General features: G+C 71.7%; 28 protein-coding genes and 1 tRNA gene. 23 read left to right on the top strand and 6 right to left on the bottom strand.

The annotated features are described in order from the left end of the window. Nucleotides 1–101: 101 nt before the first annotated feature. Nucleotides 102–488 carry a hypothetical protein gene (locus MOJ79_RS14110; RefSeq protein WP_241924720.1) on the bottom strand — a complete coding sequence of 129 codons (387 nt, stop codon included), beginning with the start codon at nucleotides 486–488 and terminating at the stop codon, nucleotides 102–104. Between the two features lie 134 nt (nucleotides 489–622). Here MOJ79_RS14110 and argB point away from each other — a divergent pair, with 134 nt between their 5' ends. The 14 genes from argB to tatC all read left to right on the top strand — a co-directional run bounded on the left by argB (nucleotide 623) and on the right by tatC (nucleotide 9,879). Beyond that, nucleotides 623–1,537, top strand: coding sequence for an acetylglutamate kinase (gene argB, locus MOJ79_RS14105; RefSeq protein WP_119291785.1), 915 nt, complete (start codon nucleotides 623–625; stop codon nucleotides 1,535–1,537). Nucleotides 1,538–1,743: 206 nt separating this feature from the next. Next, nucleotides 1,744–2,361: an HAD-IA family hydrolase gene (locus MOJ79_RS14100; RefSeq protein ID WP_241924719.1), complete on the top strand. Its 618-nt coding sequence runs from the start codon at nucleotides 1,744–1,746 to the stop codon at nucleotides 2,359–2,361. 166 nt (nucleotides 2,362–2,527) lie between these two features. Further along, nucleotides 2,528–3,178, top strand: a complete 651-nt coding sequence (slmA, locus tag MOJ79_RS14095) for a nucleoid occlusion factor SlmA (RefSeq protein ID WP_119355015.1) — start codon at nucleotides 2,528–2,530, stop codon at nucleotides 3,176–3,178. 8 nt (nucleotides 3,179–3,186) lie between these two features. After that, nucleotides 3,187–3,882, top strand: coding sequence for a ligase-associated DNA damage response endonuclease PdeM (pdeM, locus tag MOJ79_RS14090; RefSeq protein WP_241924718.1), 696 nt, complete (start codon nucleotides 3,187–3,189; stop codon nucleotides 3,880–3,882). Nucleotides 3,883–3,910: 28 nt separating this feature from the next. Continuing rightward, a complete protein-coding gene (locus MOJ79_RS14085; RefSeq protein ID WP_241924717.1) occupies nucleotides 3,911–5,215 on the top strand; it encodes an META domain-containing protein in 1,305 nt (434 codons plus the stop codon). Nucleotides 5,216–5,286: 71 nt separating this feature from the next. Beyond that, on the top strand, nucleotides 5,287–6,165 hold the full coding sequence (locus MOJ79_RS14080; RefSeq protein ID WP_241924716.1) for an ATP-binding protein: 879 nt from the start codon (nucleotides 5,287–5,289) through the stop codon (nucleotides 6,163–6,165). Between the two features lie 10 nt (nucleotides 6,166–6,175). Next, nucleotides 6,176–6,649 (top strand): NUDIX domain-containing protein, encoded by a 474-nt coding sequence (locus MOJ79_RS14075; RefSeq protein WP_442863127.1) that lies wholly within the window; start codon nucleotides 6,176–6,178, stop codon nucleotides 6,647–6,649. A 13-nt stretch (nucleotides 6,650–6,662) separates the two neighbouring features. After that, complete coding sequence (gene hisI / locus MOJ79_RS14070) at nucleotides 6,663–7,052, top strand: phosphoribosyl-AMP cyclohydrolase (protein WP_241924715.1); 390 nt, start codon at nucleotides 6,663–6,665, stop codon at nucleotides 7,050–7,052. A gap of 4 nt (nucleotides 7,053–7,056) precedes the next feature. Further along, nucleotides 7,057–7,449, top strand: a complete 393-nt coding sequence (locus tag MOJ79_RS14065) for a phosphoribosyl-ATP diphosphatase (protein ID WP_119292514.1) — start codon at nucleotides 7,057–7,059, stop codon at nucleotides 7,447–7,449. Nucleotides 7,450–7,457: 8 nt separating this feature from the next. Further along, a complete protein-coding gene (locus MOJ79_RS14060; protein WP_241924714.1) occupies nucleotides 7,458–7,838 on the top strand; it encodes a hypothetical protein in 381 nt (126 codons plus the stop codon). 33 nt (nucleotides 7,839–7,871) lie between these two features. Beyond that, nucleotides 7,872–8,222 (top strand): histidine triad nucleotide-binding protein, encoded by a 351-nt coding sequence (locus tag MOJ79_RS14055; protein WP_241924713.1) that lies wholly within the window; start codon nucleotides 7,872–7,874, stop codon nucleotides 8,220–8,222. 65 nt (nucleotides 8,223–8,287) lie between these two features. Continuing rightward, entirely contained in the window at nucleotides 8,288–8,530 is a 243-nt protein-coding gene (tatA, locus tag MOJ79_RS14050) for a Sec-independent protein translocase subunit TatA (RefSeq protein ID WP_119355024.1), read from the top strand. 55 nt (nucleotides 8,531–8,585) lie between these two features. Further along, complete coding sequence (tatB, locus tag MOJ79_RS14045) at nucleotides 8,586–9,071, top strand: Sec-independent protein translocase protein TatB (RefSeq protein ID WP_119292505.1); 486 nt, start codon at nucleotides 8,586–8,588, stop codon at nucleotides 9,069–9,071. Between the two features lie 10 nt (nucleotides 9,072–9,081). Then, a complete protein-coding gene (tatC, locus tag MOJ79_RS14040) occupies nucleotides 9,082–9,879 on the top strand; it encodes a twin-arginine translocase subunit TatC (RefSeq protein ID WP_119292502.1) in 798 nt (265 codons plus the stop codon). 19 nt (nucleotides 9,880–9,898) lie between these two features. Here the strand turns inward: tatC and MOJ79_RS14035 are convergent, their stop codons facing one another. After that, nucleotides 9,899–11,062 (bottom strand): trypsin-like peptidase domain-containing protein, encoded by a 1,164-nt coding sequence (locus MOJ79_RS14035; RefSeq protein ID WP_241924712.1) that lies wholly within the window; start codon nucleotides 11,060–11,062, stop codon nucleotides 9,899–9,901. A 12-nt stretch (nucleotides 11,063–11,074) separates the two neighbouring features. Here MOJ79_RS14035 and MOJ79_RS14030 point away from each other — a divergent pair, with 12 nt between their 5' ends. Further along, nucleotides 11,075–11,833, top strand: a complete 759-nt coding sequence (locus MOJ79_RS14030) for a Nif3-like dinuclear metal center hexameric protein (RefSeq protein WP_442863126.1) — start codon at nucleotides 11,075–11,077, stop codon at nucleotides 11,831–11,833. 97 nt (nucleotides 11,834–11,930) lie between these two features. Next, the gene (pdxA, locus tag MOJ79_RS14025; protein WP_241924759.1) at nucleotides 11,931–12,923 is read left to right on the top strand and encodes a 4-hydroxythreonine-4-phosphate dehydrogenase PdxA; all 993 of its coding nucleotides are present in this window, start codon (nucleotides 11,931–11,933) and stop codon (nucleotides 12,921–12,923) included. A gap of 18 nt (nucleotides 12,924–12,941) precedes the next feature. Here pdxA and MOJ79_RS14020 read toward each other — a convergent pair whose 3' ends face one another. Both MOJ79_RS14020 and mscL read right to left on the bottom strand, forming a co-directional pair. After that, a complete protein-coding gene (locus tag MOJ79_RS14020; protein ID WP_241924711.1) occupies nucleotides 12,942–15,347 on the bottom strand; it encodes a DUF1631 family protein in 2,406 nt (801 codons plus the stop codon). 132 nt (nucleotides 15,348–15,479) lie between these two features. Next, nucleotides 15,480–15,914, bottom strand: coding sequence for a large conductance mechanosensitive channel protein MscL (gene mscL / locus MOJ79_RS14015; protein ID WP_241924710.1), 435 nt, complete (start codon nucleotides 15,912–15,914; stop codon nucleotides 15,480–15,482). 242 nt (nucleotides 15,915–16,156) lie between these two features. Between mscL and petA the strand changes: the two genes are divergently transcribed. From petA to MOJ79_RS13985, 6 genes are all read left to right on the top strand, one after another. Next, nucleotides 16,157–16,750: a ubiquinol-cytochrome c reductase iron-sulfur subunit gene (gene petA, locus MOJ79_RS14010; protein ID WP_119292494.1), complete on the top strand. Its 594-nt coding sequence runs from the start codon at nucleotides 16,157–16,159 to the stop codon at nucleotides 16,748–16,750. Between the two features lie 26 nt (nucleotides 16,751–16,776). Next, nucleotides 16,777–18,177 (top strand): cytochrome b, encoded by a 1,401-nt coding sequence (locus MOJ79_RS14005; RefSeq protein WP_241924709.1) that lies wholly within the window; start codon nucleotides 16,777–16,779, stop codon nucleotides 18,175–18,177. Between the two features lie 22 nt (nucleotides 18,178–18,199). Further along, a complete protein-coding gene (locus MOJ79_RS14000; RefSeq protein ID WP_241924708.1) occupies nucleotides 18,200–18,964 on the top strand; it encodes a cytochrome c1 in 765 nt (254 codons plus the stop codon). A 120-nt stretch (nucleotides 18,965–19,084) separates the two neighbouring features. Next, the gene (locus tag MOJ79_RS13995) at nucleotides 19,085–19,696 is read left to right on the top strand and encodes a glutathione S-transferase N-terminal domain-containing protein (RefSeq protein ID WP_119292488.1); all 612 of its coding nucleotides are present in this window, start codon (nucleotides 19,085–19,087) and stop codon (nucleotides 19,694–19,696) included. A 16-nt stretch (nucleotides 19,697–19,712) separates the two neighbouring features. Further along, nucleotides 19,713–20,237: a ClpXP protease specificity-enhancing factor gene (locus tag MOJ79_RS13990; protein WP_241924707.1), complete on the top strand. Its 525-nt coding sequence runs from the start codon at nucleotides 19,713–19,715 to the stop codon at nucleotides 20,235–20,237. A gap of 82 nt (nucleotides 20,238–20,319) precedes the next feature. Further along, a tRNA-Thr gene (locus tag MOJ79_RS13985) sits at nucleotides 20,320–20,395 on the top strand. A 30-nt stretch (nucleotides 20,396–20,425) separates the two neighbouring features. Here MOJ79_RS13985 and MOJ79_RS13980 read toward each other — a convergent pair. Continuing rightward, nucleotides 20,426–20,761: a hypothetical protein gene (locus tag MOJ79_RS13980; protein WP_235823425.1), complete on the bottom strand. Its 336-nt coding sequence runs from the start codon at nucleotides 20,759–20,761 to the stop codon at nucleotides 20,426–20,428. A 244-nt stretch (nucleotides 20,762–21,005) separates the two neighbouring features. On the opposite strand from MOJ79_RS13980, the gene secA reads away from it, so the two are divergent. Continuing rightward, entirely contained in the window at nucleotides 21,006–23,759 is a 2,754-nt protein-coding gene (gene secA / locus MOJ79_RS13975; protein ID WP_241924706.1) for a preprotein translocase subunit SecA, read from the top strand. A gap of 18 nt (nucleotides 23,760–23,777) precedes the next feature. On the opposite strand, the gene MOJ79_RS13970 is transcribed toward secA, so the two are convergent. Beyond that, nucleotides 23,778–24,885 (bottom strand): pseudouridine synthase (locus MOJ79_RS13970; protein WP_442863125.1); only part of this gene is annotated, 1,108 nt, incomplete at its 5' end.

Raw genomic sequence — 24,885 nt, 5'->3', positions numbered from 1 at the left:
CGATCACCGTCGCGCGGCGACCGGCGCACGCGCGTCGTCGAGGTGCGCGCAGAAGGCGCGCGCACGGGGTGGCGCCCTGCCGCGGCAGGGGCGCGGGGTGTTCAGCCTCGGGGAGGGCGGTACAGCGGCGCGGGGTCGACCTGCGGCGCCGGCGCAGGTGCCGCCGACGGCAGCGACTGTGCAGGGCCCGACCCGGGGTCGAACACGGGCGCCGCGATGACCGCGGCGCTGCCGTGACACAGGTCGCACAGCGTGCAGGCGACCCCGTCGGCGTCGTGCGGCGCATCCGCGAGACGCTCTGCCGCCGCGTCGGCCGGCGTGGTGAGGTCGTCCGCGTGAGCGTGGCACGGCGGCGCGGCATCGGCGTGCGCCGGCACGCCGGCCACGTCCGGCAGGTGCATCACGGCAGCGGCCCACGCGCGCAGCGGCAGCAAGGCGACCAGCAGCCACCACAGCACGACGAACCGGCGAGCCGACCCCGACCTCATGGCCGCCAGCTTAGCGCAAGGCCGACGGCCCCGTGGCGCGCGCCGAGATGCGCCGTGCCGCCGCAGGGGCCGCGCAGGGCCTTTTCTACAATCGCGGGCTCCATGCCCACCCGGCCCGTGCGCCGGCCGCCGCGATGACCATCCCGCACCCCCCCGATGAGCACCGGCTCGACCATGTCTCTGCGCGCGACAAGGCCGAGATCCTCGCGCAGGCGCTGCCGTACATCCGCAAGTTCCACGGCAAGACGATCGTCGTCAAGTACGGCGGCAACGCGATGACCGACCCGGCGCTGCAGCAGGACTTCGCCGAGGACGTCGTGCTGCTCAAGCTCGTCGGGCTGAACCCCGTCGTCGTGCACGGTGGCGGGCCGCAGATCGACGAGGCGCTCGCGCGCGTCGGCAAGAAGGGCACCTTCGTGCAGGGCATGCGCGTGACCGACGCCGAGACGATGGAAGTCGTCGAGTGGGTGCTCGCCGGCCAGGTGCAGCAGGACATCGTCGGCCTGATCAACGCCGCCGGCGGCAAGGCGGTGGGTCTGACCGGGCGCGACGGCGGGCTGATCCGCGCGCGCAAGCTCAAGATGGTCGACCTGAAGGACCCGACGATCGAGCACGACGTCGGCCAGGTCGGCGAGATCGAGTCGATCGACCCGAGCGTCGTCAAGGCGCTGCAGGACGACCAGTTCATCCCGGTGATCTCGCCGCTGGGCTTCGGCAAGGACAACGAGAGCTACAACATCAACGCCGACGTCGTCGCCGGCAAGCTCGCCGAGGTGCTCAAGGCCGAGAAGCTGATCATGCTGACGAACACGCCCGGCGTGCTCGACAAGAACGGCAAGCTGCTGACCAACCTCAGCGCGCGCGAGATCGACGCGCTGTTCGCCGACGGCACGATCTCGGGCGGCATGCTGCCGAAGATCGGCAGCGCCCTCGACGCGGCGCGCAACGGCGTCAACGCGGTGCACATCATCGACGGGCGCGTGCCGCACGCGATGCTGCTCGAGGTGCTGACCGATTCGGCCTACGGCACGATGATCCGCAGCCATTGAGCGGCCCCGTCCCGAAGCACCTTCGGCGCTCCCCGCCCGACGGGGCGCCGCCTGCGGACCGGCGACGCCGCATCCGCCGCATCCGCCGCGTCCGCGCGACCGGCGCAGCGCCTGTTCGGCCTGCGTCGCCCGCGCGCCGGGCGTGCCGAACGCCCGTCTGGCTGTTCGACCTCGACAACACGCTGCACGACGCGACGCACGCCGCGATGCCGGGCATCAACGCCGGCATGACGGACTACATCGTCGAGTTCCTCGGCGTCGACCGCGAGCAGGCCGACGCGCTGCGCCGGCACTACTGGCGCCGCTACGGTGCGACGCTGCTCGGCCTCGTGCGCCACCACGGCGTGCGCGCGTCGCACTTCCTGCACTACACGCACCGCCTGCCGGGGCTCGAGGCGCGCGTGCGCGGCCACGCGCACGACGTCGCCGCGCTGCAGCGGCTGCCGGGGCGCAAGTTCATCCTGACCAATGCGCCGCGCGCCTACGCCGAGCGCGTGCTCGCGGCGCTGGACATCGGGCACTGGTTCGACGGCGTGTTCTCGGTCGAGGACATGCGCATGTTCGGTCAGCTGCGGCCCAAGCCCGACGTGCGCATGCTGCGCCGGCTCGTCGCGTCGCTGGGGGTCGCGCCGTCGCAGTGCGTGCTCGTCGAGGACACGCTCGAGCACCAGAAGGCCGCACGGCGCGTGGGCCTGCGCACGGTGTGGATGCAGCGCTGGCTGCGCCGCGGCGCGCCGGCGCGGCCGGCGGGCCGGCCGGCGTACGTCGACCTGCGCGTGCGTCACCTGCGTGCATTGTGGCGGCTGTGCGCCGGCGGCGGCTGATGCGACTTCGTGCACGCCGCCCGCGGCGGTGGCCGCCGTCGGTGTTTACCTGCCCCGGGGGGCCGCCGGGGCGTGTGCCAGAATCTTTTCGGCTCTGCGAGCCGCCTTCGCACGCGCCCGACGCCGACCCTGCACCATGCCCGACCAGCCTCTGCCGCCTGCCGAGATGACCACCGAGCCGGTGGCCGTACACGAAAGCGCGGGCAGCCATCCGGTGGCCGAGGCGGCGCCGGCGCGCAAGCGCCCGAAACCCGGCGAGCGTCGCGTGCAGATCCTGCAGGCACTGGCCGCGATGCTCGAGCAGCCCGGCGCCGAGCGCATCACGACGGCCGCGCTGGCGGCCAGGCTCGACGTCAGCGAGGCGGCGCTGTACCGCCACTTCGCGAGCAAGGCGCAGATGTTCGAGGGACTGATCGAGTTCATCGAGTCGAGCGTGTTCGGGCTGGTCAACCAGATCGTCGAGCGCGAGCCGTCGGGCGTTGCGCAGGCGCAGAAGATGCTCGCCGTGCTGCTGCAGTTCGGCGAGAAGAACCCGGGCATGACGCGCGTGATGGTCGGCGACGCGCTGGTGTTCGAGCACGAGCGCCTGATGGCGCGCATGAACCAGTTCTTCGACAAGCTCGAGGCGCAGCTGCGCCAGAGCCTGCGGCTGGGCGCCGAGGCCGCCGGCTCGCCGACGCCCACCGTCGACGCGCAGGTGCGCGCCGGCGTGCTCACCGCGTTCGCCGTCGGCCGCCTGCAGCGCTACGCCCGCTCGGGCTTCAAGCGCAGCCCGACCGAGCACCTCGACGCCGCGCTCGCGCTGCTGACGCACTGAGGCGCGCGGTGGCGGCGACGGCCACCGTCGACGTCGGCGGCGAGACGCTCGTGCTGCTGCCCGAGCGCGCGGCGCTGCTGCCGCGGCACGCGACGCTGCTCGTCGCCGACGCGCACGTCGGCAAGGCGGTGAGCTTCCGGCGCCTGGGCGTGCCGGTGCCGCGCGGCACGACGACGCAGACGCTGGACGCCCTGTCGCAGCTCGTCGAGCGGCACGCGGTCGCGCGCGTCGTGTTCCTCGGCGACTTGCTGCACTCGCCGCGCGCACACGCGGCGTCGACGCTCGGCGCGCTCGCGCGCTGGCGGCAGCGGCACGCGGCGCTGGCGCTGACGCTGGTGCGTGGCAACCACGACGACCGTGCCGGCGACCCGCCGCCGGTGCTTCGCATCGACGTCGTCGACGAGCCGTGGCGGCTCGGCGGCCTCGCGCTGGCGCACCACCCGCGGCCGGTGCCCGGCGCCTACGTGCTCGCCGGCCACCTGCACCCTTGCGTGCACCTCGGCCGCGGTGTCGAGCGGCTGCGGCTGCCGTGCTTCGTGTTTGGCGACGATGTCGGCGTGCTGCCGGCTTTCGGCGCCTTCACCGGCATGCACGCGGTCGACCGGCGCGCGGCGCGCCGGCTGTTCGTCGTCGGCGACGGCGAGGTGCTGCCGATCGAGCCGGACGGCGGGCTTTCGCGTCGACGCCAGTCGGCTGCGCGATGATGCCGCCAACGTGGAAGGGGAGCCGACGATGACATGGCTGCGCCGTGGGCTGGGGGCGATCGTCGCCTGGATCGGGCTGGCGATGCTGGCGGGCTGCACCGGCGTCGTGCCGCCGGCCGATGCGCTGGTGGTGACCGGTTCGCTGAGCTACCGCGCGCGCATCGCGCTGCCGCCCGACGCGCAGGCGGTGGTCGAGCTGCGCGACGTCACCGCGCCGGGCGACGGGCGCGTCGTCGCCGAGCGCCGCTGGGCGACGCAGGGGCGGCAGGTGCCGCTGCCGTTCGAGCTCGCCGTCGACCGGCGCGCGCTCGTCGACGGCCGGCGCTACGCGCTGCGTGCCGCGGTGCTCTTCGACGGCCGCCCGGCGTGGGTCTCCGACACGGTGACGGTCGACGTGCGCGTCGCGGGGCCGGTCGCACTCGGCACGCTGTGGCTCGCGTCGGCGCCGGACCTCGCGTTCGCGAGCGCGTGGCAGTGCGGCGACGTCGAGGTCCGGCTCGGCATCGGCCGCGGCGAGCGCGTGACGATGACGGTCGGCGCGCGCCGCCACGAGATGCGCCAGGTGCCCACCGCGTCGGGGGCGCGCTACGAGGCGGTCGACGACCCGACGACGTGGCTGTGGACCCGCGGCGACCGCGCGACGCTGTCGCTGCGTGGCCGTGCGCAGCCCGAATGCGTCGCGCAGACGCCGCCCGCCGGTGGTACGACGCCGCCGACGGCGTGGACCGCGCGCGGTCACGAGCCGAGCTGGCGCCTCGACGTCGATGCGCGCCGGCTCGTGCTCGAACTCGACGTCGGTCGCCGGCGCATCGAGGTGCCGGCGCCGCCGGCGCAGCCGCTGCGCGACGGCTGGCGGCAGGTCACGACGACGCGCGACGGGCCGCTGGCGGTCACGGTGCGCGAGCGCGTCTGCGCCGACGTGGCCACCGGCATGCCGCACCCGCTGCAGGTCAGCGTCAGCCTGGGGGCGCGCACCTACAGCGGCTGCGGCGGCGACCCGCGCGAGCTGCTCGTCGGCGACGAGTGGCGCGTCGAGCGGCTCGACGGGCGCGCGCCCGTCGACCGCTCGCGCATCACGCTGCGCTTCGGCAACGACGGGCGGCTGACCGGCTCGGCGTCGTGCAACCGGTTCAGCGCGCCGTGGCAGCTGCACGGCGAGGGGCTGCGCATCGGGCCCGCCGTGGCCACGCGCATGGCCTGCCCGCCGCCGCTGATGGACCAGGAAGATCGCTTCCTGCGCCTGCTCGAGCGCGTCACGCGCTTCGAGATCGCCGCCGACGGCGCGCTGGTGCTCGTGGCCGGCGACGGGGACCGGCTGGTCGCACGTCGCTGAGGCGGCGCGGGGCGCGCCGTCGCAGCGCCACCGATACACTGCCGCCCTTCGCGACCCACCGCCCGCCCGGCATGACCCTGCCCGCCGATGCCCTGCTCGCGCTCGTCGAGCGCGCCGAGCGCCTGCTCGACCGCCTCGACGCGGTGCTGCCGCACCCGCCGCAGGCGCCCGACTGGGGCGCGTCGATCGCGTTTCGCTACCGCAAGCGCGGCGGCAGCGGGCGGCTCGAGCCGGTGCGCCACGTCGCGACGATCCGGCTGGCCGACCTGAAGGAGGTCGAGCCACAGAAGGAGCGCCTGGTGCGCAACACGGCGCAGTTCGTCGCCGGGCGCGCGGCCAACAACGTGCTGCTGACCGGCGCGCGCGGCACCGGCAAGAGCTCGCTGATCAAGGCCTGCCTGAACGAGTTCGCGCCGCAGGGGCTGAGGCTGATCGAAGTCGACAAGGCCGACCTCGTCGACCTGCCGGACCTCGTCGACCTCGTCGCGGGCCGGCCCGAGCGCTTCGTGGTCTTCTGCGACGACCTGAGCTTCGACGAGGGCGAACCGGGCTACAAGGCGCTGAAGTCGATCCTCGACGGCTCGGTGGCACAAGCGAGCGACAACGTGCTGATCTACGCGACCAGCAACCGGCGCCACCTGCTGCCCGAGTACATGCGCGAGAACCTGACCTATACCCACACCGACGACGGCGAGGTGCACCCGGGCGAGGTCGTCGAGGAGAAGATCTCGCTGTCGGAGCGCTTCGGGCTGTGGATCAGCTTCTACCCGTTCAGCCAGCAGGAGTACCTCGCGATCGTCGCGCAGTGGCTGCGGCACTTCGGTGTCGACGAGGCGCGCATCGACGCCGCGCGCTCCGAGGCGCTCGTGTGGGCGCTCGAACGCGGCTCGCGCTCGGGGCGCGTCGCGTACCAGTTCGCGCGCGACTTCGCCGGGCGCGGCGAGGGCTGAGGGCCGACCGGTGGACATCGAGCCGCGACCGCCGCGCCGCCAGGGGGACGTCGGGCCGCCGCCGACGCGGCGTCCCGTCGACGTCGCGGTGGGCGTGCTGATCGACACCGACGGCCGCTTCCTGCTGACGTCGCGCCCCGCGGGCAAGGTCTACGCCGGCTACTGGGAGTTCCCGGGCGGCAAGCTCGAGCCGGGCGAGTCGGTCGAGCAGGCGCTGCGGCGCGAGCTGCACGAGGAGCTGGGTATCACGATCGGCGCCGTGCAGCCGTGGCGCCAGGAACTCGTCGACTACCCGCACGCGCTCGTGCGGCTGCACTTCTGCAAGGTGTTCGCGTGGACCGGCACGTTCGAGATGCGCGAGGGCCAGCGCATGGCGTGGCAGACGCTGCCCGTCGAGGTGCGCCCGGTGCTGCCGGGCACGGTGCCGGTGCTGCGCTGGTTCGCCGCCGAGCGCGGCCACACCGGCGCGACGCACGCCGAGTGACTACACTGCCCGCATGGACTGGCTCGACGAGGTCAACTGGGACGAGCGCGGCCTCGTGCCGGCGATCGCGCAGGAGGCGGCCAGCGGCGACGTGCTGATGGTCGCGTGGATGAACCGCGAGGCGCTGGCGGCCACCGTCGCGCGTGGCGAGGCCGTGTACTGGAGCCGCTCGCGCGGCCGCCTGTGGCACAAGGGCGAGGAATCGGGCCACGTGCAGCAGGTGCACGAGGTGCGCCTCGACTGCGACGGCGACGTCGTGCTGCTGAAGGTCACGCAGCGCGGCCACGAGCCCGGCATCGCGTGCCACACCGGGCGTCACAGCTGTTTCTTCCGCCGCTACGACAATGGGCGCTGGCTTCCCGTCGATCCGGTCCTGAAGGACCCCGAGCTCATCTACCGCTAGACGCATGGACGGCAACGACACCCTCGCGCGGCTGGCGGCCGTGATCGAGTCGCGCAAGGGGGCGAGCCCCGAGCGCAGCTACGTCGCGCGCCTGTTCGACAAGGGCACCGACGCGATCCTGAAGAAGGTCGGCGAAGAGGCGACCGAGGTCGTGATGGCGGCCAAGGACGGCGACCGCGCGAAGATCGTCGCCGAGACGGCCGACCTGTGGTTCCACTCGCTGGTCGCGCTCGCGCACTTCGGCCTGACGCCGGCGCAGGTGCTCGCCGAGCTCGAGCGCCGCGAGGGCCTGTCGGGACTCGAGGAGTTCGCGCTGCGCAAGGCGCGCGAGCGCGAGCAGGCCGACGGCGGCGACGACGATCGCCGGCGTGCGGCCGCGCAGGCGCAGCAGCAGTGAGCGACATCGTGAGCGCGACCCCGGACGCCGACGCGCGGCGCGACCAGTCGCTGCGCAACGTCGGGCACGTCAGCTATGCGCTGCACGCGGTGGTGGCGATCGGCGCCGTCGTGCCGGCGTTCCAGCCGAGCATCGTGCTGCTGATCGCCGCCTTCGTGATCGACCTCGTCAAGAGGGCCGACGCCGCCGGCACCTGGCACGAATCGCACTTCCGCTGGCGCATCCGCAGCGTCGTGTGGGCGGCGCTGCTGTACGTGCTGACGCTGCCGCTGTGGTTCTTCTTCGTGCTGCCCGGCTGGATCGCCTGGGGGCTGATCTCGCTGTGGTTCCTGTACCGGGTCGCGCGCGGCTGGCTCAGCCTGAACGACCGCAAGCCGATGCCGGTCTGAGTCCTTCGTTCCACCGTCCCATCCGGCCCGACCATGAACTCCGCCGACCCCCACTGCATCTTCTGCAAGATCGTCGCCGGCCAGATCCCGGCGAAGAAGGTTCACGAGGATGACGCCATTGTTGCGTTCCACGACATCAATCCGTGGGCGCCAGTGCACATTCTGCTGGTGCCCAAGCAGCACATCGTGTCGATGGCCGACGTGAAGCCCGAGCACCAGGACGTGCTCGGGCGCATGATGGTGCTGGTGCCGCAACTGATGCGCGATCTCGGGGTCACAGACGGGTTCCGGCAGGTCATCAACACCGGACGCGACGGCGGGCAGGAGGTGATGCACCTGCACATGCACGCGTTCGGCGGCCCGCGGCCGTGGAAGCGGGGCTGAGGCCCGTGGCCGGCGCAGCGAAGGGGGCTCCCCTAGAATTGAAAATTCACCCTTAGGAGATCGACATGGGATCGTTCAGCATCTGGCATTGGCTGATCGTGCTGCTGGTGGTGGTGCTGATCTTCGGCACCAAGAAGCTGAAGAACCTCGGCTCGGACCTCGGTCAGGCGGTCAAGGGCTTCAAGGACGGCGTCAAGGGTGGCATGGACACGCCCGAGGAGTCCGCCGGCAAGCCGCAGCAGGTGACGAACGCGCAGAAGCAGGCCGACCCGAATACGGTCGACGTCGAGGCGCGCACCAAGTCCTGAGTGCCGGCCGGGCCGCGGCGGCGCTTGCCGTCGCGTCCGGTGGCCCCCGACCCGCATGATCGAGTTCGGCTTCGACAAGCTCGCGCTGATCGGCGCCGTCGCGTTGATCGTGATCGGCCCCGAGAAGCTGCCGCGCGTCGCGCGCACGGTGGGGCATTTCATCGGCAAGGCGCAGCGCTACGTCGCCGACGTCAAGGCCGAGGTGAACCGCTCGATCGAGCTCGAAGAGCTCAAGAAGATGAAGACGCAGTTCGAGCAGGCGGCGCGCGACGTCGAGACCAGCGTGCAGCACGAGATCCGCGAAGCGCAGGCCGACTTCGACAAGACCTGGAGCGAGGCCACCGCGGGGCTCGACGGGTCGTCGGGCGCGTCGGCGCCGCTGTCGACGCCGGTGCCCGAGTACCGGCACCCGAAGAAAAACTGGCGTCTGAAGCGCGGTGCGACTCCGCAGTGGTACAAGCAGCGCCACGGCATCCGCACGCGGGCGCTGTCGGGCGCCGCGCGGGTGGCGCGCTTCCGCCCGCCGCGCCTGCGGGGATGACGGCCGCGGCATGAGCGCGCCCAAGGGTCCGCACGACGAAGACGAACTGGCCGGCACCGAGCAGCCGTTCGTCTCGCACCTGATCGAGCTGCGCGACCGGCTGATCCGCTCGCTGATCGCGGTGGGCGTCGCGTTCGGCGCGCTGTCGCTGTGGCCCGGTCCCGGCGCGCTGTACGACCTGCTCGCACTGCCGCTGGTGTCGCACCTGCCCGAGGGGGCGACGATGATCGCCACCAGCGTGATCTCGCCGTTCCTCGTGCCGCTGAAGATCACGCTGCTGGCGGCGTTCATGCTCGCGCTGCCGGTGGTGCTGTACCAGGTCTGGGCCTTCGTCGCGCCGGGCCTGTACAGCCACGAGAAGCGGCTCGTGCTGCCGCTGGTGATCTCGAGCACGATCCTGTTCTTCGCCGGTGTCGCGTTCTGCTACTTCTTCGTCTTCGGCGGCGTGTTCAAGTTCATCCAGAGCTTCGCGCCGAAGAGCATCACGGCCGCGCCCGACATCGAGGCCTACCTGGGCTTCGTGATGAACATGTTCATCGCCTTCGGCCTCGCGTTCGAGGTGCCGGTGGCGGTGATGGTGCTGGTGCGTCTGGGGGTGGTCAGCGTCGACAAGCTGCGCCAGTTCCGCGGCTACTTCATCGTGCTGGCGTTCATCATCGCGGCCATCATCACGCCGCCCGACGTCGTGTCGCAGCTCGCGCTGGCGATCCCGATGTGCCTGCTGTACGAGGCGGGCATCTGGGCCGCGCAGCTGTTCGGCAAGAAGGCCGACGTCGCCGAGGAGGCGAAGCAGGGCGGCGACGCCTGACGGCGAGCCGTCGCAGCGCTCAAGGCTGGCGCGGCGGCTGCGCGGGGCGTTGCGCGACGCGCACGGTCAGGTCGAGGCGCTCGCCGCGCCGCTGCACGCCGATCGTGACCTCGCTGCCGGGACGCAGCGCGGCGACGGTGTCGAGCAGCTGGCGCGTGTCGGCCACCTCGCGGTCGCCGACGCGCACGACGACGTCACCCGGCTGCATGCCGGCCGCACCGGCCGGCCCGTTTTGCAGCACGCCGGTGATCAGCACGCCCTTGCGCACCGGCAGGCCGAAGTGCTCGGCGAATTCGGGGGTCAGGTCGCGCGGCTCGACGCCGATCCAGCCGCGCGTGACGCGCCCGTCGCGGATCAGCGCGACGAGCACGTCGCGCGCGACGTCGCCCGGAATCGCGAAGCCGATGCCCAGGCTGCCGCCGCTGCGCGAGTAGATCGCGGTGTTGATGCCCACCAGCTGTCCGTCGACGTCGACGAGCGCGCCGCCCGAGTTGCCGGGGTTGATCGCGGCGTCGGTCTGGATGAAGTTCTCGAACGTGTTGATGCCCAGCCGGTTGCGGCCCAGCGCGCTGACGATGCCCGAGGTCACGGTTTGGCCGACGTTGAACGGGTTGCCGATCGCGAGCACGACGTCGCCGACCTGCAGGCTGCCGGGGTCGCCGAACACGACGGTGGGCAAGTCGGGCAGGTCGATCTTCAGCACGGCCAGATCCGACTCGGGGTCGGTGCCGACCAGCCGCGCCCGCGCGGTGCGGCCGTCGGCAAGCTGCACCTCGATGTCGTCGGCGCCGTCGATCACGTGGTGGTTCGTCAGCACGTAGCCCTCGGGCGAGACGATCACGCCCGACCCGAGGCCGACCTGCGGCTGCATCTGGCGCTGGCGGTCGCCGAAGAAGAAGCGGAACCACGGGTCGTCGATGTGCGGGTTGCCGGCCGGTGCGCGGCTCGCGGCGATGCTGACGACCGCCGGCGCGGCGCGCTGCGCCGCGAGCCGGTAGCCGTGCGCGACGGCGGTGGTCGCGGCATCGGTGGCGGGCGGCGGCGCCGTCTGCAGCGTCACGATCTCGGGCAGCACGCGCGCCGGGTTGCGCGCCAGCCACTCGGGCTTGAGCGTCGCGACGACGAACAGCACGGCCACGGCGACCGTGACCGCCTGCGAGAAAATGAGCCAGGTTCTGCGCATGAGGGAGTGGCCGTGTCGAACGACGTCCGCGCGAGCGAGTTGCAGACGTATCTGGACCGCTTGCTGGCCGTGGGCGAGTTCAAGGATTATGGGCCGAACGGGTTGCAGGTCGAGGGCACGGCCGTCGTGCGCCGGCTCGCCAGCGCCGTCACGGCGAGCCGCGCCGCGATCGATGCGGCGATCGAAGCCGGCGCCGACGCGCTGATCGTGCACCACGGCCTGTTCTGGCGCGGGCAAGACGGCCGGCTGACCGGCTGGCTGGCCGAGCGCGTGCGCCGGCTGATGGCGCACGGCATCCACCTGTTCGCGTACCACCTGCCGCTCGACGCGCACGCCGAGTTCGGCAACAACGCGCAGCTCGGGCTGCGGCTGGGCTGGCGCGCCGACGCCCGCTTCGGCGAGCAGGACCTCGGCTTCATCGGCGATGCCGGTGCGATCGGCGACGCCGCCGCGGTGGCGCGCCACGTCGCGCAGGCGCTCGGCCGCGAGCCGCTGCTGCTGCCCGGCGACGGGCGGGCGGTGCGCCGCGTCGCGTGGTGCAGCGGCGGCGCGCAGGGCTACTTCGAGGCCGCGATCGCCGCCGGCGCCGACCTGTTCCTCACCGGCGAGGTGTCGGAGCCGCAGGCGCACCTGGCGCGCGAGACGGGCGTGGCCTTCCTCGCCTGCGGCCACCACGCGACCGAACGCTACGGCGCCCCGGCGCTGGCGGCGCACGTGGCCGAGCGCTTCGGGCTCGAGCACCGCTTCATCGACATCGACAACCCGGCATGAGCACGGTGCCGCGAAGGCCCAGCGTTCTTGCTGCCGGCGCGGCGTCGCGGGCCGGCCGCCGGGGCGCGCCGTGAGCCGGGCGCCGCTGCTCGTCACGATGGGCGATCCCTGCGGCATCGGCCCGGAGATCGTGCTGCGCGCGTTGGCGGCCGAGGCCCGCGTCGACGCGCCGCCGCAGGCCCTCGTCGTCGGCGACGTGGCCGTGATGCGGCGCGCCCTCGCGCTGCTCGCCGAGACCGAGCGCGTGCCGCTGGCCGTCGTCGAGTCGCCGGCCGACGCCGCCGCGTGCCCGCCGGGCTGCATCGCGGTGTGGCAGCCGCCGGGGCTGCCCGGCGGGCTCGCGCAGCTGCCGTGGGGCCACGTCGACGCGCGCGCCGGTGCGGCGGCCGCGCGCTGCATCGACGCCGCGGTGGCGGCGCTGCAGCGCGGCGACGGTGCGGCGCTCGTCACAGCGCCGGTGCACAAGGAGGCGCTGGCGGCCGCCGGCGTGCCGTACCCGGGGCACACCGAGATGCTGCAGGCGCTGGCCGGCGCGGGCGGCACGCCGCCGCCGGTGCGCATGATGCTCGCCAACGACGAGATCAAGGTCGTGCTGGTGACGATCCACATGGCGCTGCGTGCTGCGATCGACGCGGTGACCTTCGACGCCGTGCTGCAGACGATCCGCATCGCGCACACGGCCTCGGCGCGCTGGGGCCAGCCGCGTCCGCGCATCGCGGTGGCGGGCCTGAACCCGCACGCCGGCGAGGGCGGCCTGTTCGGCGACGAGGAGATCCGCGTCATCGCGCCCGCGGTGGCTGCCGCGCGCGCCGAGGGCATCGACGCGCAGGGCCCGTTCGCACCCGACACCGTGTTCATGCGCGCGCGCCGCGGCGCGTTCGACCTCGTCGTCGCGATGACGCACGACCACGGCCTGATCCCGGTGAAGTACCTCGGCGTCGAGCACGGCGTCAACGTGACGCTGGGCCTGCCGTTCGTGCGCACCAGCCCCGACCACGGCACCGCGTTCGACATCGCCGGCCGCGGCGTGGCCGACGCGTCCAGCCTGCGCGCGGCGCTGCGCATGGCGCGCCAGCTGGCCGGCGCGTAGCGCGCAGCCGCCGCGGCGTCAGTGCGCGCTGCGGCTGCCGCCCTGGCCGAGCGCCGCGAGCTGCCTGCGCGCGCGGGCGGTCGCGCGCTCGAGCAGGTGCGCGTTCTCGAACGCGCGCAGGCGGCCGGCTTCGCACATCTTCGTCAGCATGCGCGAGGTCATCGAGATCGTGCGCTGGTGCTTGCGCCCGCGGGTGAACGCGAAGAACGTGCGGTTCGGGCTGACGTAGGTCAGCCGCACCTTGTGCCACTCGCCGTCGAGGTGCATGCGGTAGACGACGCCGACTTGCACGTGCTGCGCGAGCGCGGCGCCGCTGACGGGCTCGATCGCCTCGGGCGCGGGCAGGCCCTCGAGCCGCACGTCGTCGGCGGTCAGCACGGGTTCCTCGGCGCTCAGGTCGATGTCGACCTTCTGCGTCCAGTCGACGGCGTTCTCCGACACCAGCCCCACACGCTGTGCCTCGTCCGCGCTGAACACGGGCTCGGCGACGACGTCGTCGAGCACCGGCAGCGCGACACCGGGCACGCGATCGCCCGGCCGCGGCAGCGGTGCGCCGAAGATCGCGTCGAGCCGCCTGGCCAGCAGGTTGTAGTCGAGCTGGCTGATCGAGCCGCTCTTGAGCGACTCGGCGTGCGCCGGCAGCAGCTGCGAGAAGAAGACCTTCTTCGCGTCCTCGGGCCAGCCGATCTGCGCCAGACCTTCGTTGAGGTCCTTCATCAGCGGTGGCAGCGCGAGCACGAAGGCCTTGCGCTCGGCCGGCGTGCCCTTGGGCAGCACGCTGAGCAGCAGTTCGCGCGCGACCTGGCGCGCGCGCCGGGCGCGGTCGCTGTCCTCGCCGTGGCGCAGCGAGAGGTGGACGATGGCCTGACTCCAGACCTGCGCGACGAAGGTGCGCAGGAACTCCGGCAGCGCGACCGCGGCCAGGTCGGCCTCCAGCCGCTTGACGTAGCGCTGCTGCAGCAGCAGCGCCTGCTCCTTGTCCTCGAACAGCTGCGGCGCGTCGGCGGCCGCGGCCTGCAGGTCCTGCCGGGCCTGCGCGGCGCTGAAGGCCTCGAGCTCCGAAAGCTTGCGCTCGTACAGCGCCATCTGGTCGAAGTCGCCCTCGACGATCTGCTGCACGAGGTCGCGCACCAGGCGCAGGAACTCCTTGCCCGGCCCGTCGCTGAAGTCGTCGAACGCGCAGGTCAGCGACGCGATGCGGTTGACGAAGCGGCGCACGGGGTGCCGGCGCGACGAGAAGAACGTGGTGTCGCCCAGCGCGACGCGCAGCACCGGCAGCTGCAGGCGCGCGATCTGGCGCGCCATCTGCGGCGGCACCTTCGGGTCGGACAGGATGTGCTCGAACAGCGTGCCGACCACGTCGATGACCATGTGGTCGAGCGCGCCGCTCGACGCCTGGCGCAGTTCTTCGCGGTGCGCATAGATCAGGTTCGGTGCCACCGCGGCGCCGCTGCCGTGGGACGACGCCGGCAGCGCGGCGCTGTCGCCACCGTGCTCGCCGGCGCCGGTATCGGGCATCGAGGCGCCCAGGTGCGCGAGCCGGCGGATGACCGACACCAGCTGGGCGTCGACGTGGCCGATCGTCGAGCCGCCCGTCGCCGCCGCGGCACGTGGCGCATCGCCGCCGTGCGTGGCGACGCGCGTGCCGGCACCCGGCGCGGCGGCCGCGGGCGCGGCGTGTGCGCCGCCCGTGCCGGCGGCCGCCGGCGTGCGCGTGCCGGCGGCGAACTCGCCGAGGCTCGAGCTGCGCGCGCCCGTGTCGCGGCCGAGCTCGCCGCGTTGCGTCGTGCGCCGCGCCAGGCTCAACGGCTGCAGGCCGCTGTCGCGCAGCTCGGCAATGATTTCGCGGTACACGCCGGGCATCATCGACGCCAGCCCGCGTCCGATCTCGTTGACGGCGACCTGCCGCACGTGGGGCTGGTCGGACACGCTCTCGACGGCGGCGACCAGCGCCTTGCCGATGATTTCCGGACGCAGCGGGTTACGCTGGTGGTCGGGATGCTCGAGGTGCAGCAGCGAGCCGAGGTAGCCGTCGAGCTCGCGCAGCTCCCACTCGCAGGCGTGCTGGATCGCCAGCCCCATGCGGTCGGCGCTGACCTGCGCCTCGACCTCGGCGTCGTCGACGAGCCGCAGCGCCGTCCAGTCGGTGACCTCGAGCGAGCGCCCGGACGGCTGGTACGGGTCGAGCGCGCGCTCGACCTGTTCCTGCAGCCGCTTGCCGAACGCGAGCTCGAACGCCGACAGGTTGCGGTTGAGCTCGAACTGGGCGGCGAGCAGGCCGTCGCGCTCGCGCGCGCTCATCGTCGTCAGCGCCGTCAGGCCGAGGCTTTCGACGCAGCGCTGGGCGGCCTGCTGCGCCGTGTCGTGCAGCCGTCGCACGGCAGATTGCAGCGCGGCTTGGGGGCGGGGCAGGGGCGCGTTCATCGAAGACGTCGGGTCGGCCGCGGGCGGCGCGCGGCACGATGGGCCCGCCGCCCTGTGCGACCAATATCGACGGTGGCCGCGCCGACTTCAGCGCGCCGCGCGCGCCGAAGTGCAAGCGTCTGTTACCCGTCGTTACTTGCGCAGCGCGTCGCGGATCTCGCGCAGCAGCTGGATGTCCTCCGGCGGCTCGGCCGGCGCCGGCGGCGGGGGCGGGGCCTCGCGCTTGAGGCGGTTGATCTGCTTGACCATCACGAAGATGATGAACGCGAGGATGAGGAAGTTCAGCGCGACGGTGATGAAGTTGCCGTAGGCGAACAGCGGCACCCCCGCCTTGGTCAGCGCTTCGTACGTCATCGGCCCGCTGTAGCCGGCCGGCGGGTCGGCCAGCATCACGAAGTAGTTCGAGAAGTCGAGCCCGCCGACGACGCGCCCGACGATCGGCATGATCAGGTCCTTGACGACGGAGTCGACGATCTTGCCGAACGCGGCACCGATGATGACGCCGACGGCGAGGTCGACGACGTTGCCCTTGACGGCGAACTCCTTGAATTCCGAGACGAGACTCACGTTGGTTCCTCCTGTTTCGTGATGGCGTCGGCACGCGGTGGCGCGCGGCCCACTGTACCGCTTCCGATTGCGGCGGGCGCGGCCGCGCGGCGGGGGTGGCGCGCTCCGCTAAAATGTTTTGTTGATCTTGCTTCTTCGGGTCGCTGAAGGCGCGATACGCCGGCGTCGAAGCCGTGGTCGGCAGCCCGCCGCGGCGGGCGGCGACGGTGCGGAAGAAGCGCGACGTCAATCCGAGGACCTTCATGAACCAGCCCGAAGTCGACAAGGATCGCCGCACCTGGGTGGCGATCGCCTGTGGCGCCGGCGCGGTGGGCGGCGTCGCCGCGGCCGTGCCGTTCGTCGCGTCTTTCACGCCGTCGGAGCGCGCGCGCGCGGCCGGCGCTGCCGTCGAAGTCGACATCTCGGGTCTGCGTCCGGGCGAGAAGCTCACCGTCGAGTGGCGCGGCAAGCCGGTGTGGATCGTGCGTCGCACGCCCGAGCAGCTCGAGTCGCTCAAGCACACCGAGTCGCAGGTCGCCGACCCGCGCTCCGAACGCAAGGCCTACCCGACGCCCGAATACGCGAAGAACCAGCACCGCTCGATCAAGCCCGAGGTGCTGGTGGCGGTGGGCATCTGCTCGCACTTGGGCTGCTCGCCGACCGACAAGTTCGCCCCCGGCGCGCAGCCGTCGCTGCCCGACGACTGGGCGGGCGGCTTCCTGTGCCCGTGCCACGGCTCGACGTTCGACATGGCCGGCCGCGTGTTCAAGAACAAGCCCGCGCCCGACAACCTCGAGGTGCCGCCGCACATGTACCTGTCGGACACCAAGATCCTCATCGGTGAGGACAAGGCCTGATTTCCAGGCAGTCTCAGGAGATCGCGATGGCTGAATTCAAGGAAGTCCCCGCCGACGCGCCGCTGGGCGTCAAGTTCATGAACTGGGTCGACAACCGTCTCCCGGCGTCCAAGCTGTGGAACGACCACATGGCCCAGTACTACGCGCCGAAGAACCTGAACTTCTGGTACTTCTTCGGTTCGCTGTCGCTGCTGGTGCTGGTGATCCAGATCGTCACCGGCATCTTCCTCGTGATGCACTACAAGCCCGACGCCGAGCTCGCGTTCGCGTCGGTCGAGTACATCATGCGCGACGTGCCCGGCGGCTGGATCATCCGCTACATGCACTCGACGGGCGCGAGCGCGTTCTTCATCGTCGTGTACCTGCACATGTTCCGCGGGCTGCTGTACGGCTCGTACCGCAAGCCGCGCGAGCTGATCTGGATCTTCGGCTGCGCGATCTTCCTGTGCCTGATGGCCGAGGCCTTCTTCGGCTACCTGCTGCCGTGGGGCCAGATGAGCTACTGGGGCGCGCAGGTCATCGTCAACCTGTTCGCCGCCGTGCCCTTCGTCGGCGAGGACCTCGCGCTGCTGATCCGCGGCGACTACGTCGTCAGCGACGCGACGCTGAACCGCTTCTTCAGCTTCCACGTCATCGCGATCCCGCTCGTGCTGCTCGGGCTGGTGGTGGCGCACATCATTGCGCTGCACGAGGTCGGCTCGAACAACCCCGACGGCATCGAGATCAAGGCCAAGAAGGACGCCAGCGGCAAGCCGCTCGACGGCATTCCGTTCCACCCGTACTACACCGTGCACGACATCGTCGGCGTTTCGGTGTTCCTGATGATCTTCACCGCGATCATCTTCTTCGCACCGGAGATGGGCGGGTACTTCCTCGAGTTCAACAACTTCATCCCTGCCGACCCGCTGAAGACGCCGGCGCACATCGCCCCGGTGTGGTACTTCACGCCGTTCTACTCGATGCTGCGCGCGACGACCGACGTGTTCGTCAACGTCCTCGTCGTCGTGATCGCGATCGCCGCCGTGCTCGCGGTGCTGGTCGGCGGCCTGTCGGGCAGGGGCAAGCTCGCGACGATCGTCGGTGCCGTCGTCGGCATCGCGCTGCTGAAGACGTTCGACGCGAAGTTCTGGGGCGTCGTCGTGATGGGCGGCGCCGTGATCATCCTGTTCTTCCTGCCCTGGCTCGACCGCAGCCCGGCGCGCTCGATCCGCTACCGGCCCACCTGGCACAAGTACCTGTATGCCGCGTTCGTCGTGTTCTTCGTCGTGCTCGGCTACCTCGGCATCAAGCCGCCGTCGGACGTCGGCACCCTCGTGTCGCAGATCGGCACGCTGTTCTACTTCGCCTTCTTCCTCCTGATGCCGTGGTGGACCCGCATCGGCGAGTTCAAGCCGGTGCCGGACCGCGTGGTCTTCAAGGCGCACTGACACGGACGACGGAGAAATCGAAATGAAGAAGCTGATCGTGTCGCTGCTGGCCGCGCTGGCCTTTGCCGGCGCCGCGCACGCCGCCGGTGGCGGCATCGCCTGGGACCGCTTCCCGACCCAGAAGGCCAACGACCTGGCGGCGCTGCAAAACGGCGCCAAGCTGTTCGTCAACTACTGCCTGAACTGCCACGCCGCGGCGTTCATGCGCTACAACCGCATGCGCGACATCGGCCTGACCGACGAGCAGATCAAGAGCAACCTGATGTTCACCACCGACAAGGTGGGCGACCTGATGAAGGTGTCGCTGAATCCGCGCGACGCCAAGGAGTGGTTTGGCGCCGTGCCGCCCGACCTCACCGTGATCGCGCGCTCGCGATCGGCCGCCGGCATGGGCAGCGGTGCCGACTACCTCTACACTTACCTGCGCACCTACTACCGCGACGACACGAAGGCCACCGGCTGGAACAACCTCGCGTTTCCGAGCGTGGGCATGCCGCACGTGCTGTGGGAGCTGCAGGGCGAGCGCCGGCCGGTGTTCGACAAGCGCGTCGAGCACGGCCACGAGGTCGAGGTCTTCACCGGTCGCTGGGAGCAGGTCAAGCCCGGCACGATGACCCCGCAGCAGTACGACGAGGCCGTCGGCGACCTCGTCGCGTTCCTGCACTGGATGGGCGAGCCGATGCGTGCGGACCGCATCCGCATCGGTGTGGTCGTGCTGATCTTCCTTGCCGTGTTCACCGTGATCGCGTGGCGACTGAACGCCGCGTTCTGGAAGGACGTCAAGTAAACCCGAGCGCCGCCGCGCGAGCGGTGGCCCCCGCGCAGCACGGCGCACGCGCCTGCTGCGCATCTTGCTTTGCGGCGGCGCGCGAAGCGCGCCACCCCCGATGAGAAGGATCGTCTCGCCATGATGGTGCTGTATTCAGGAACCACCTGCCCCTACTCGCACCGCTGCCGCTTCGTGCTGTTCGAGAAGGGCATGGACTTCGAGATCCGCGACGTCGACCTCTTCGCGAAGCCGGAAGACATCGCCTTGATGAACCCGTACAACGAGGTGCCGATCCTCGTCGAGCGCGACCTCATCCTGTACGAGTCGAACATCATCAACGAGTACATCGACGAGCGCTTCCCCCACCCGCAGCTGATGCCCGGCGACCCCGTCGCGCGCGCGCGCGTGCGCCTGTTCCTGTTCAACTTCGAGAAGGAACTGTTCACGCACGTCAACATCCTCGAGTCGCGCGGCGTGAAGCCGACCGAGAAGCAGATCGAGAAGGCGCGTGCGCAGATCCGCGATCGCCTGACACAGCTCGCGCCGATCTTCGTCAAGAACAAGTACATGCTCGGCGACGACTTCTCGATGCTCGACGTCGCGATCGCCCCGCTGCTGTGGCGCCTGGACTACTACGGCATCGACCTGAGCAAGAACGCGCTGCCGCTGCTGAAGTACGCCGAGCGCATCTTCTCGCGCCCGGCGTACATCGAGGCGCTGACGCCGTCCGAGAAGGTGATGCGCAAGTGACGCTGCACCCGCCGCGATGACCTCGCCCCCCACGGCCTCCGAGTCGCAGGGCACCTCGACCCGGCCCTACCTGATCCGCGCGCTGCACGACTGGTGCACCGACAACGGCTTCACGCCGTACATCGCGGTGTTCGTCGACGACAGCGTCCAGGTGCCGCGCGAGTACGTCAAGAACAACGAGATCGTGCTCAACGTCGGCTTCGAGGCCACGTCGGGGCTCAAGCTCGGCAACGACGTGATCGAGTTCAAGGCGCGCTTCGGCGGCGCTGCGCGCGAGATCGTCGTCCCCGTCGACCACGTCGTCGCGATCTACGCGCGCGAAAACGGTCAGGGCATGGCGTTCCCGCTGCCCACCGCTGGCGCGCCGGCCGAGCCCGCCGCCGGCGTGGCCGCACCGGCCCCGCGTGTGGCCCCGGCCCCGCGCGGGCTGCGGCTGGCCAGCGTCGAGGGTGCGGCCGAGACGTCGGCGGCCGACGGTGGTGACGAACCACCGCCCGACGACCACCCGCCATCGCGTCCATCGCTCAAGCGCGTCAAGTGACCGGCCGCGGCTGCTGCGCCCGCACCGTCGCGAGCCGGCCCGGCGTGGTGGGGCGCCTCCTACAATCCTTCGCGAAGGTCCGGCCGGCTTAGCTCAGCTGGTAGAGCACCCGCCTTGTAAGCGGAAGGTCGTCAGTTCGACTCTGACAGCCGGCACCACGCCCGTTCGCGACCCGCCGGGCCGCGCCGCTACGCGCGACGAACGCGCACGCGGATCTCCAGCGGCGGCCAGCCGGCATCGAGCAGCGCCCGCTCGATGCTCGGCAGACACTGACGCAGCTTCGCGGCCACCGCCGCGCTGGACGCCAGCAGCACCCACTGCCGCTCGTCGATCGGCCCGGCGTGCACGTGGGCGCGCAGCGCGGCCGGCAGCACGCCGACGATGCTCGCGTGCCGAGCCTGCGACTGCCGCAGGCGCTCGCCCAGGCGCGCCAGCGCCGCGCTGCCGGCGATCGCGCGCTCCAGCGGCAGCGCCATCGGTGGCATCACGGCGTCGCCGCGCGGAGGAAAAGGGGAGCGGCCCATGCGGGCAGTGTAGCCCTCGTCGCGCGCGGTGCCGCGCCCAAGGCGCCCGTGCGGCCCGCGTCGCCGGACCCGGGTGCTACACTGACCGCCTTTCCCACGGGTGCCCGCAGTGGGATGGCGCTGCCGCCCGCCCACGGCCTGCGCGCCGCTTCGGTCGCCACCGGCGCCGGCGGACGCCCCGCGCGCGGCGTCGCGCACCGTCGATGCCTGCCTCCCGCCGCCCGCCCGTACGACGACCCTGCCCATGCTCAACGTTCTGACCGCCCTGTTCGGCTCGCGCAACGACCGCCTGCTCAAGCAGTACCGCCGCACGGTCGAGCGCATCAACGCGCTCGAGCCGCAGTTCGAGAAGCTCGACGACGCCGCGCTGCGTGCCAAGACCGACGAGTTCCGTGCCCGCATCGCCAAGGGCGAGTCGCTCGACGCGCTGCTGCCCGAGGCCTTTGCCGTCGTGCGCGAGGCCAGCAAGCGCGTGCTGAAGATGCGCCACTTCGACGTGCAGCTGATCGGCGGCATCGCGCTGCACGAGGGCAAGATCGCCGAGATGCGCACCGGCGAAGGCAAGACGCTGACCGCGACGCTGCCGGTGTACCTGAACGCGCTGCCCGGCAAGGGCGTGCACGTCGTCACCGTCAACGACTACCTCGCGCGGCGTGACGCCGAGTGGATGGGGCGGCTGTACGGCTTCCTCGGACTGACGGTGGGCGTCAACGTGCCGGGCATGCAGCGCGAGGAGAAGCAGGCCGCGTTCGCTGCCGACGTCACGTACGGCACGAACAACGAGTTCGGCTTCGACTACCTGCGCGACAACATGGTCTACGAGGTGAGCGACCGCGTCGCGCGCGGGCTCAACTACGCGATCGTCGACGAGGTCGACTCGATCCTGATCGACGAGGCGCGCACGCCGCTGATCATCAGCGGCCAGGCCGAGGACCACACCGAGCTGTACGTGCGCGTCAACGCCATCGTGCCGGCGCTGAAGCGGCAGATCGGCGAGGCCGACCCGCGCACCGGGCAGGGCGTCATCGAGCCGGGCGACTTCACCGTCGACGAGAAGAGCCACCAGGTCTACCTGACCGAGCAGGGGCACGAGCGCGCCGAGGCGCTGCTCACGCAGGCGGGGCTGCTCGCCGAGGGCGCGAGCCTGTACGACCCGGCCAACATCACGCTGATGCACCACGTCTACGCGGCGTTGCGTGCGCACCACCTGTACCACCGCGACCAGCACTACGTCGTGCAGGCCGGCGAGCGCGGGCCCGAGGTCATCATCGTCGACGAGTTCACCGGCCGGCTGATGACGGGGCGGCGCTGGAGCGACGGCCTGCACCAGGCCGTCGAGGCCAAGGAAGGCGTGCCGATCCAGAGCGAGAACCAGACGCTCGCGTCGATCACGTTCCAGAACTACTTCCGCATGTACGCCAAGCTCGCGGGCATGACGGGCACGGCTGACACCGAGGCCTACGAGTTCAAGGAGATCTACGGCCTCGAGACCGTGATCATCCCGCCGAACAAGCCGATGATCCGCAAGGACGAGCTCGACCTCGTCTACAAGACGGCCAAGGAGAAGTACGACGCCGTCATCGCCGACATTCGCAGCTGCTACGAGCGCGGGCAGCCGGTGCTCGTGGGCACGACGTCGATCGAGAACTCCGAGCTCGTCTCGGCGATGCTGAAGAAGCAGGGCCTGCCGCACCAGGTGCTCAACGCCAAGCAGCACGCGAAGGAGGCCGAGATCGTCGCGCAGGCTGGCCGGCCGAAGATGATCACGATCGCGACCAACATGGCCGGCCGCGGCACCGACATCGTGCTCGGCGGCAACGTCGACAAGCAGATCCAGCTGCTCGAGGCCGACCCGAACCTGTCGGAAGACGAAAAGAAGGCGCGTGCGCAGAAGCTGCGCGACGAGTGGCAGGCGCTGCACGACCAGGTCGTCGCGCTCGGCGGCTTGCGCATCATCGCCACCGAGCGCCACGAGAGCCGGCGCATCGACAACCAGCTGCGCGGCCGCGCCGGCCGCCAGGGCGACCCGGGCTCGTCGCGCTTCTACCTCTCGCTCGAAGACCCGCTGATGCGCATCTTCGCCGGCGACCGCGTGCGCGCGATCATGGACCGGCTGAAGATGCCCGAGGGCGAGGCGATCGAGGCCGGCATCGTCAGCCGCAGCATCGAGAGCGCGCAGCGCAAGGTCGAGGCGCGCAACTTCGACATCCGCAAGCAGCTGCTCGAGTACGACGACGTCGCCAACGACCAGCGCAAGGTCATCTACCAGCAGCGCAACGAGATCCTCGAGGCGAAGAACCTCGACGACCAGATCGCCAACCTGCGCCGCTCGGCGATGACCGACGTCGTGCGCACGTACGTGCCGGCCGACAGCCTCGAGGAGCAGTGGGACCTCGACGCGCTGCAGAAGGTGCTCGCCGACGAGTGGCACCTCGACGTCGACCTGAAGTCGCTCGTCGAGGGCAGCGAGCAGATCACCGACGAGGACATCGTCGAGAAGGTCGTCGCCGCGGCGGACCAGGCGTTCACGGCCAAGGTCGCGCTCGTCGGCGCCGAGCAGTTCACGCCGTTCATGCGCATGGTGCTGCTGCAGTCGCTCGACACGCACTGGCGCGAGCACCTCGCCGCGCTCGACTACCTGCGCCAGGGCATCCACCTGCGCGGTTACGCGCAGAAGAACCCGAAGCAGGAGTACAAGCGCGAGGCCTTCGAGCTGTTCGAGCAGCTGCTCGACGTCGTCAAGATGGAAGTCACGCGCGTGCTGATGACGGTGCGCGTGCAGACGCAGGAGCAGGCCGCGCAGGCCGCCGAGACGCTCGAGGAGCGCGCCAGCCACGTCGCCAACGTGACCTACACGCACCCCAACGAGGACGGCAGCGTCAGTCAGGAGCGCGACGCCGCCACCGCGGTGGCCACCGTGCCCAAGGTCGGCCGCAACGACCCGTGCCCGTGCGGCAGCGGCAAGAAGTACAAGCACTGCCACGGCAAGCTCACCTGAGCGCCGCGGCGGCGCCGCCTAGAAGCGCTCGTGGTCGGCCAGGTAGCGCCACTGCCCGGGCGGCAGCTTGCCGAGCACGATGCGCCCGATGCGCACGCGCTTGAGTGCGACGACCTTCAGCCCGACGAGCTCGCACATGCGGCGGATCTGCCGCTTGCGCCCCTCGCGCAGCACGAAGCGCAGGCGGTCCTCGTTGGCCCAGCTCACGCGCGCGGGCTTCAGCGGCCGGCCGTCGAGCTCGAGGCCGTGTCGCAGCCGCTCGAGCACGTCGGGCGCCAGCGGCCCCGGGCGCATCGGCTCGACGCGCACCAGGTACTCCTTCTCGATGGCCGAGTCGTCGCCGATCAGCTGCTTGGCCACGCGCCCGTCCTGCGTCAGCACGAGCAGGCCCGTCGAATCGATGTCGAGCCGGCCCGCGGGCGCGAGCCCGCGCGCGTGCGCGGGGTGGAACGGCCGGCGTGTCGGGTCGTCGCGCCAGTGGTTGGCCGCGGTCACGAGTGACGCGGCGGCTTCGTGGCCGTCCTCGGGCTGGCCGCTGACGTAGCCCAGCGGCTTGTGCAGCAGGATCGTCACGCGCCGCGCCTGCTGCTGCCGCGCTGCCGGGTCGACCTCGATGCGCTGCGCCGGCGTCACGCGCTGGCCCAGCCGCGCCGGCACGCCGTCGACACGCACCCAGCCGGCCTCGATCCACTCGTCGGCCTCGCGACGCGACGCCAGGCCCTGCGCGGTCAGCCACTTCGACAGGCGCACGCCCTGGCTTGCGGGCTGCTCGCCGTGCGGCCGGGGCGCGGGGGGCGGCGCTGCCTGGGAACTCGCCGTCGGCCGAGTGGCCTTCGGCCCGCGCGCGGGCGCCGGCGGCTGCGGCCGGGGCGTCGGGCGCGCGTCGCGTCGCGGTGCGGCGTCGCGCCGTGGCGTCGCGGGGCGCTCGTCGATGCGCCGCGGCGATGGCGCGCGCCGTTCGCGCTCGCCAGGCGAGGCCACACCGGGACCGCGTTCGCCGGCGCGGGTCGCGCGGGGGCGCGGGGCAGCACCCGTCGTCGGGCGCGATGGGCTGTGCTCGGCGGGGCCAGCCGGTGACGAGGGTGGCGCGGCGCGCCGGTCGCGCGCCGGCGTCGCGTTCGCGCGC

It is taken from the genome of Calidifontimicrobium sp. SYSU G02091 (assembly GCF_022631395.1).
GTDB lineage: Bacteria > Pseudomonadota > Gammaproteobacteria > Burkholderiales > Burkholderiaceae_C > Calidifontimicrobium > Calidifontimicrobium sediminis.
Note: the sequence above shows the minus strand (reverse complement) of the source record. Positions and strands in the feature narration are given on the sequence as shown.

Coding starts and splice junctions, on each gene's coding strand:
- MOJ79_RS14110 (WP_241924720.1), bottom strand. CDS start 488: ATGAGGTCGGGGTCGGCTCGCCGGTTCGTCGTGCTGTGGTGGCTGCTG.
- argB (WP_119291785.1), top strand. CDS start 623: ATGACCATCCCGCACCCCCCCGATGAGCACCGGCTCGACCATGTCTCT.
- MOJ79_RS14100 (WP_241924719.1), top strand. CDS start 1,744: ATGCCGGGCATCAACGCCGGCATGACGGACTACATCGTCGAGTTCCTC.
- slmA (WP_119355015.1), top strand. CDS start 2,528: ATGACCACCGAGCCGGTGGCCGTACACGAAAGCGCGGGCAGCCATCCG.
- MOJ79_RS14085 (WP_241924717.1), top strand. CDS start 3,911: ATGACATGGCTGCGCCGTGGGCTGGGGGCGATCGTCGCCTGGATCGGG.
- MOJ79_RS14080 (WP_241924716.1), top strand. CDS start 5,287: ATGACCCTGCCCGCCGATGCCCTGCTCGCGCTCGTCGAGCGCGCCGAG.
- hisI (WP_241924715.1), top strand. CDS start 6,663: ATGGACTGGCTCGACGAGGTCAACTGGGACGAGCGCGGCCTCGTGCCG.
- MOJ79_RS14065 (WP_119292514.1), top strand. CDS start 7,057: ATGGACGGCAACGACACCCTCGCGCGGCTGGCGGCCGTGATCGAGTCG.
- MOJ79_RS14055 (WP_241924713.1), top strand. CDS start 7,872: ATGAACTCCGCCGACCCCCACTGCATCTTCTGCAAGATCGTCGCCGGC.
- tatA (WP_119355024.1), top strand. CDS start 8,288: ATGGGATCGTTCAGCATCTGGCATTGGCTGATCGTGCTGCTGGTGGTG.
- tatB (WP_119292505.1), top strand. CDS start 8,586: ATGATCGAGTTCGGCTTCGACAAGCTCGCGCTGATCGGCGCCGTCGCG.
- tatC (WP_119292502.1), top strand. CDS start 9,082: ATGAGCGCGCCCAAGGGTCCGCACGACGAAGACGAACTGGCCGGCACC.
- MOJ79_RS14035 (WP_241924712.1), bottom strand. CDS start 11,062: ATGCGCAGAACCTGGCTCATTTTCTCGCAGGCGGTCACGGTCGCCGTG.
- pdxA (WP_241924759.1), top strand. CDS start 11,931: ATGGGCGATCCCTGCGGCATCGGCCCGGAGATCGTGCTGCGCGCGTTG.
- MOJ79_RS14020 (WP_241924711.1), bottom strand. CDS start 15,347: ATGAACGCGCCCCTGCCCCGCCCCCAAGCCGCGCTGCAATCTGCCGTG.
- petA (WP_119292494.1), top strand. CDS start 16,157: ATGAACCAGCCCGAAGTCGACAAGGATCGCCGCACCTGGGTGGCGATC.
- MOJ79_RS14005 (WP_241924709.1), top strand. CDS start 16,777: ATGGCTGAATTCAAGGAAGTCCCCGCCGACGCGCCGCTGGGCGTCAAG.
- MOJ79_RS14000 (WP_241924708.1), top strand. CDS start 18,200: ATGAAGAAGCTGATCGTGTCGCTGCTGGCCGCGCTGGCCTTTGCCGGC.
- MOJ79_RS13995 (WP_119292488.1), top strand. CDS start 19,085: ATGATGGTGCTGTATTCAGGAACCACCTGCCCCTACTCGCACCGCTGC.
- MOJ79_RS13990 (WP_241924707.1), top strand. CDS start 19,713: ATGACCTCGCCCCCCACGGCCTCCGAGTCGCAGGGCACCTCGACCCGG.
- MOJ79_RS13980 (WP_235823425.1), bottom strand. CDS start 20,761: ATGGGCCGCTCCCCTTTTCCTCCGCGCGGCGACGCCGTGATGCCACCG.
- secA (WP_241924706.1), top strand. CDS start 21,006: ATGCTCAACGTTCTGACCGCCCTGTTCGGCTCGCGCAACGACCGCCTG.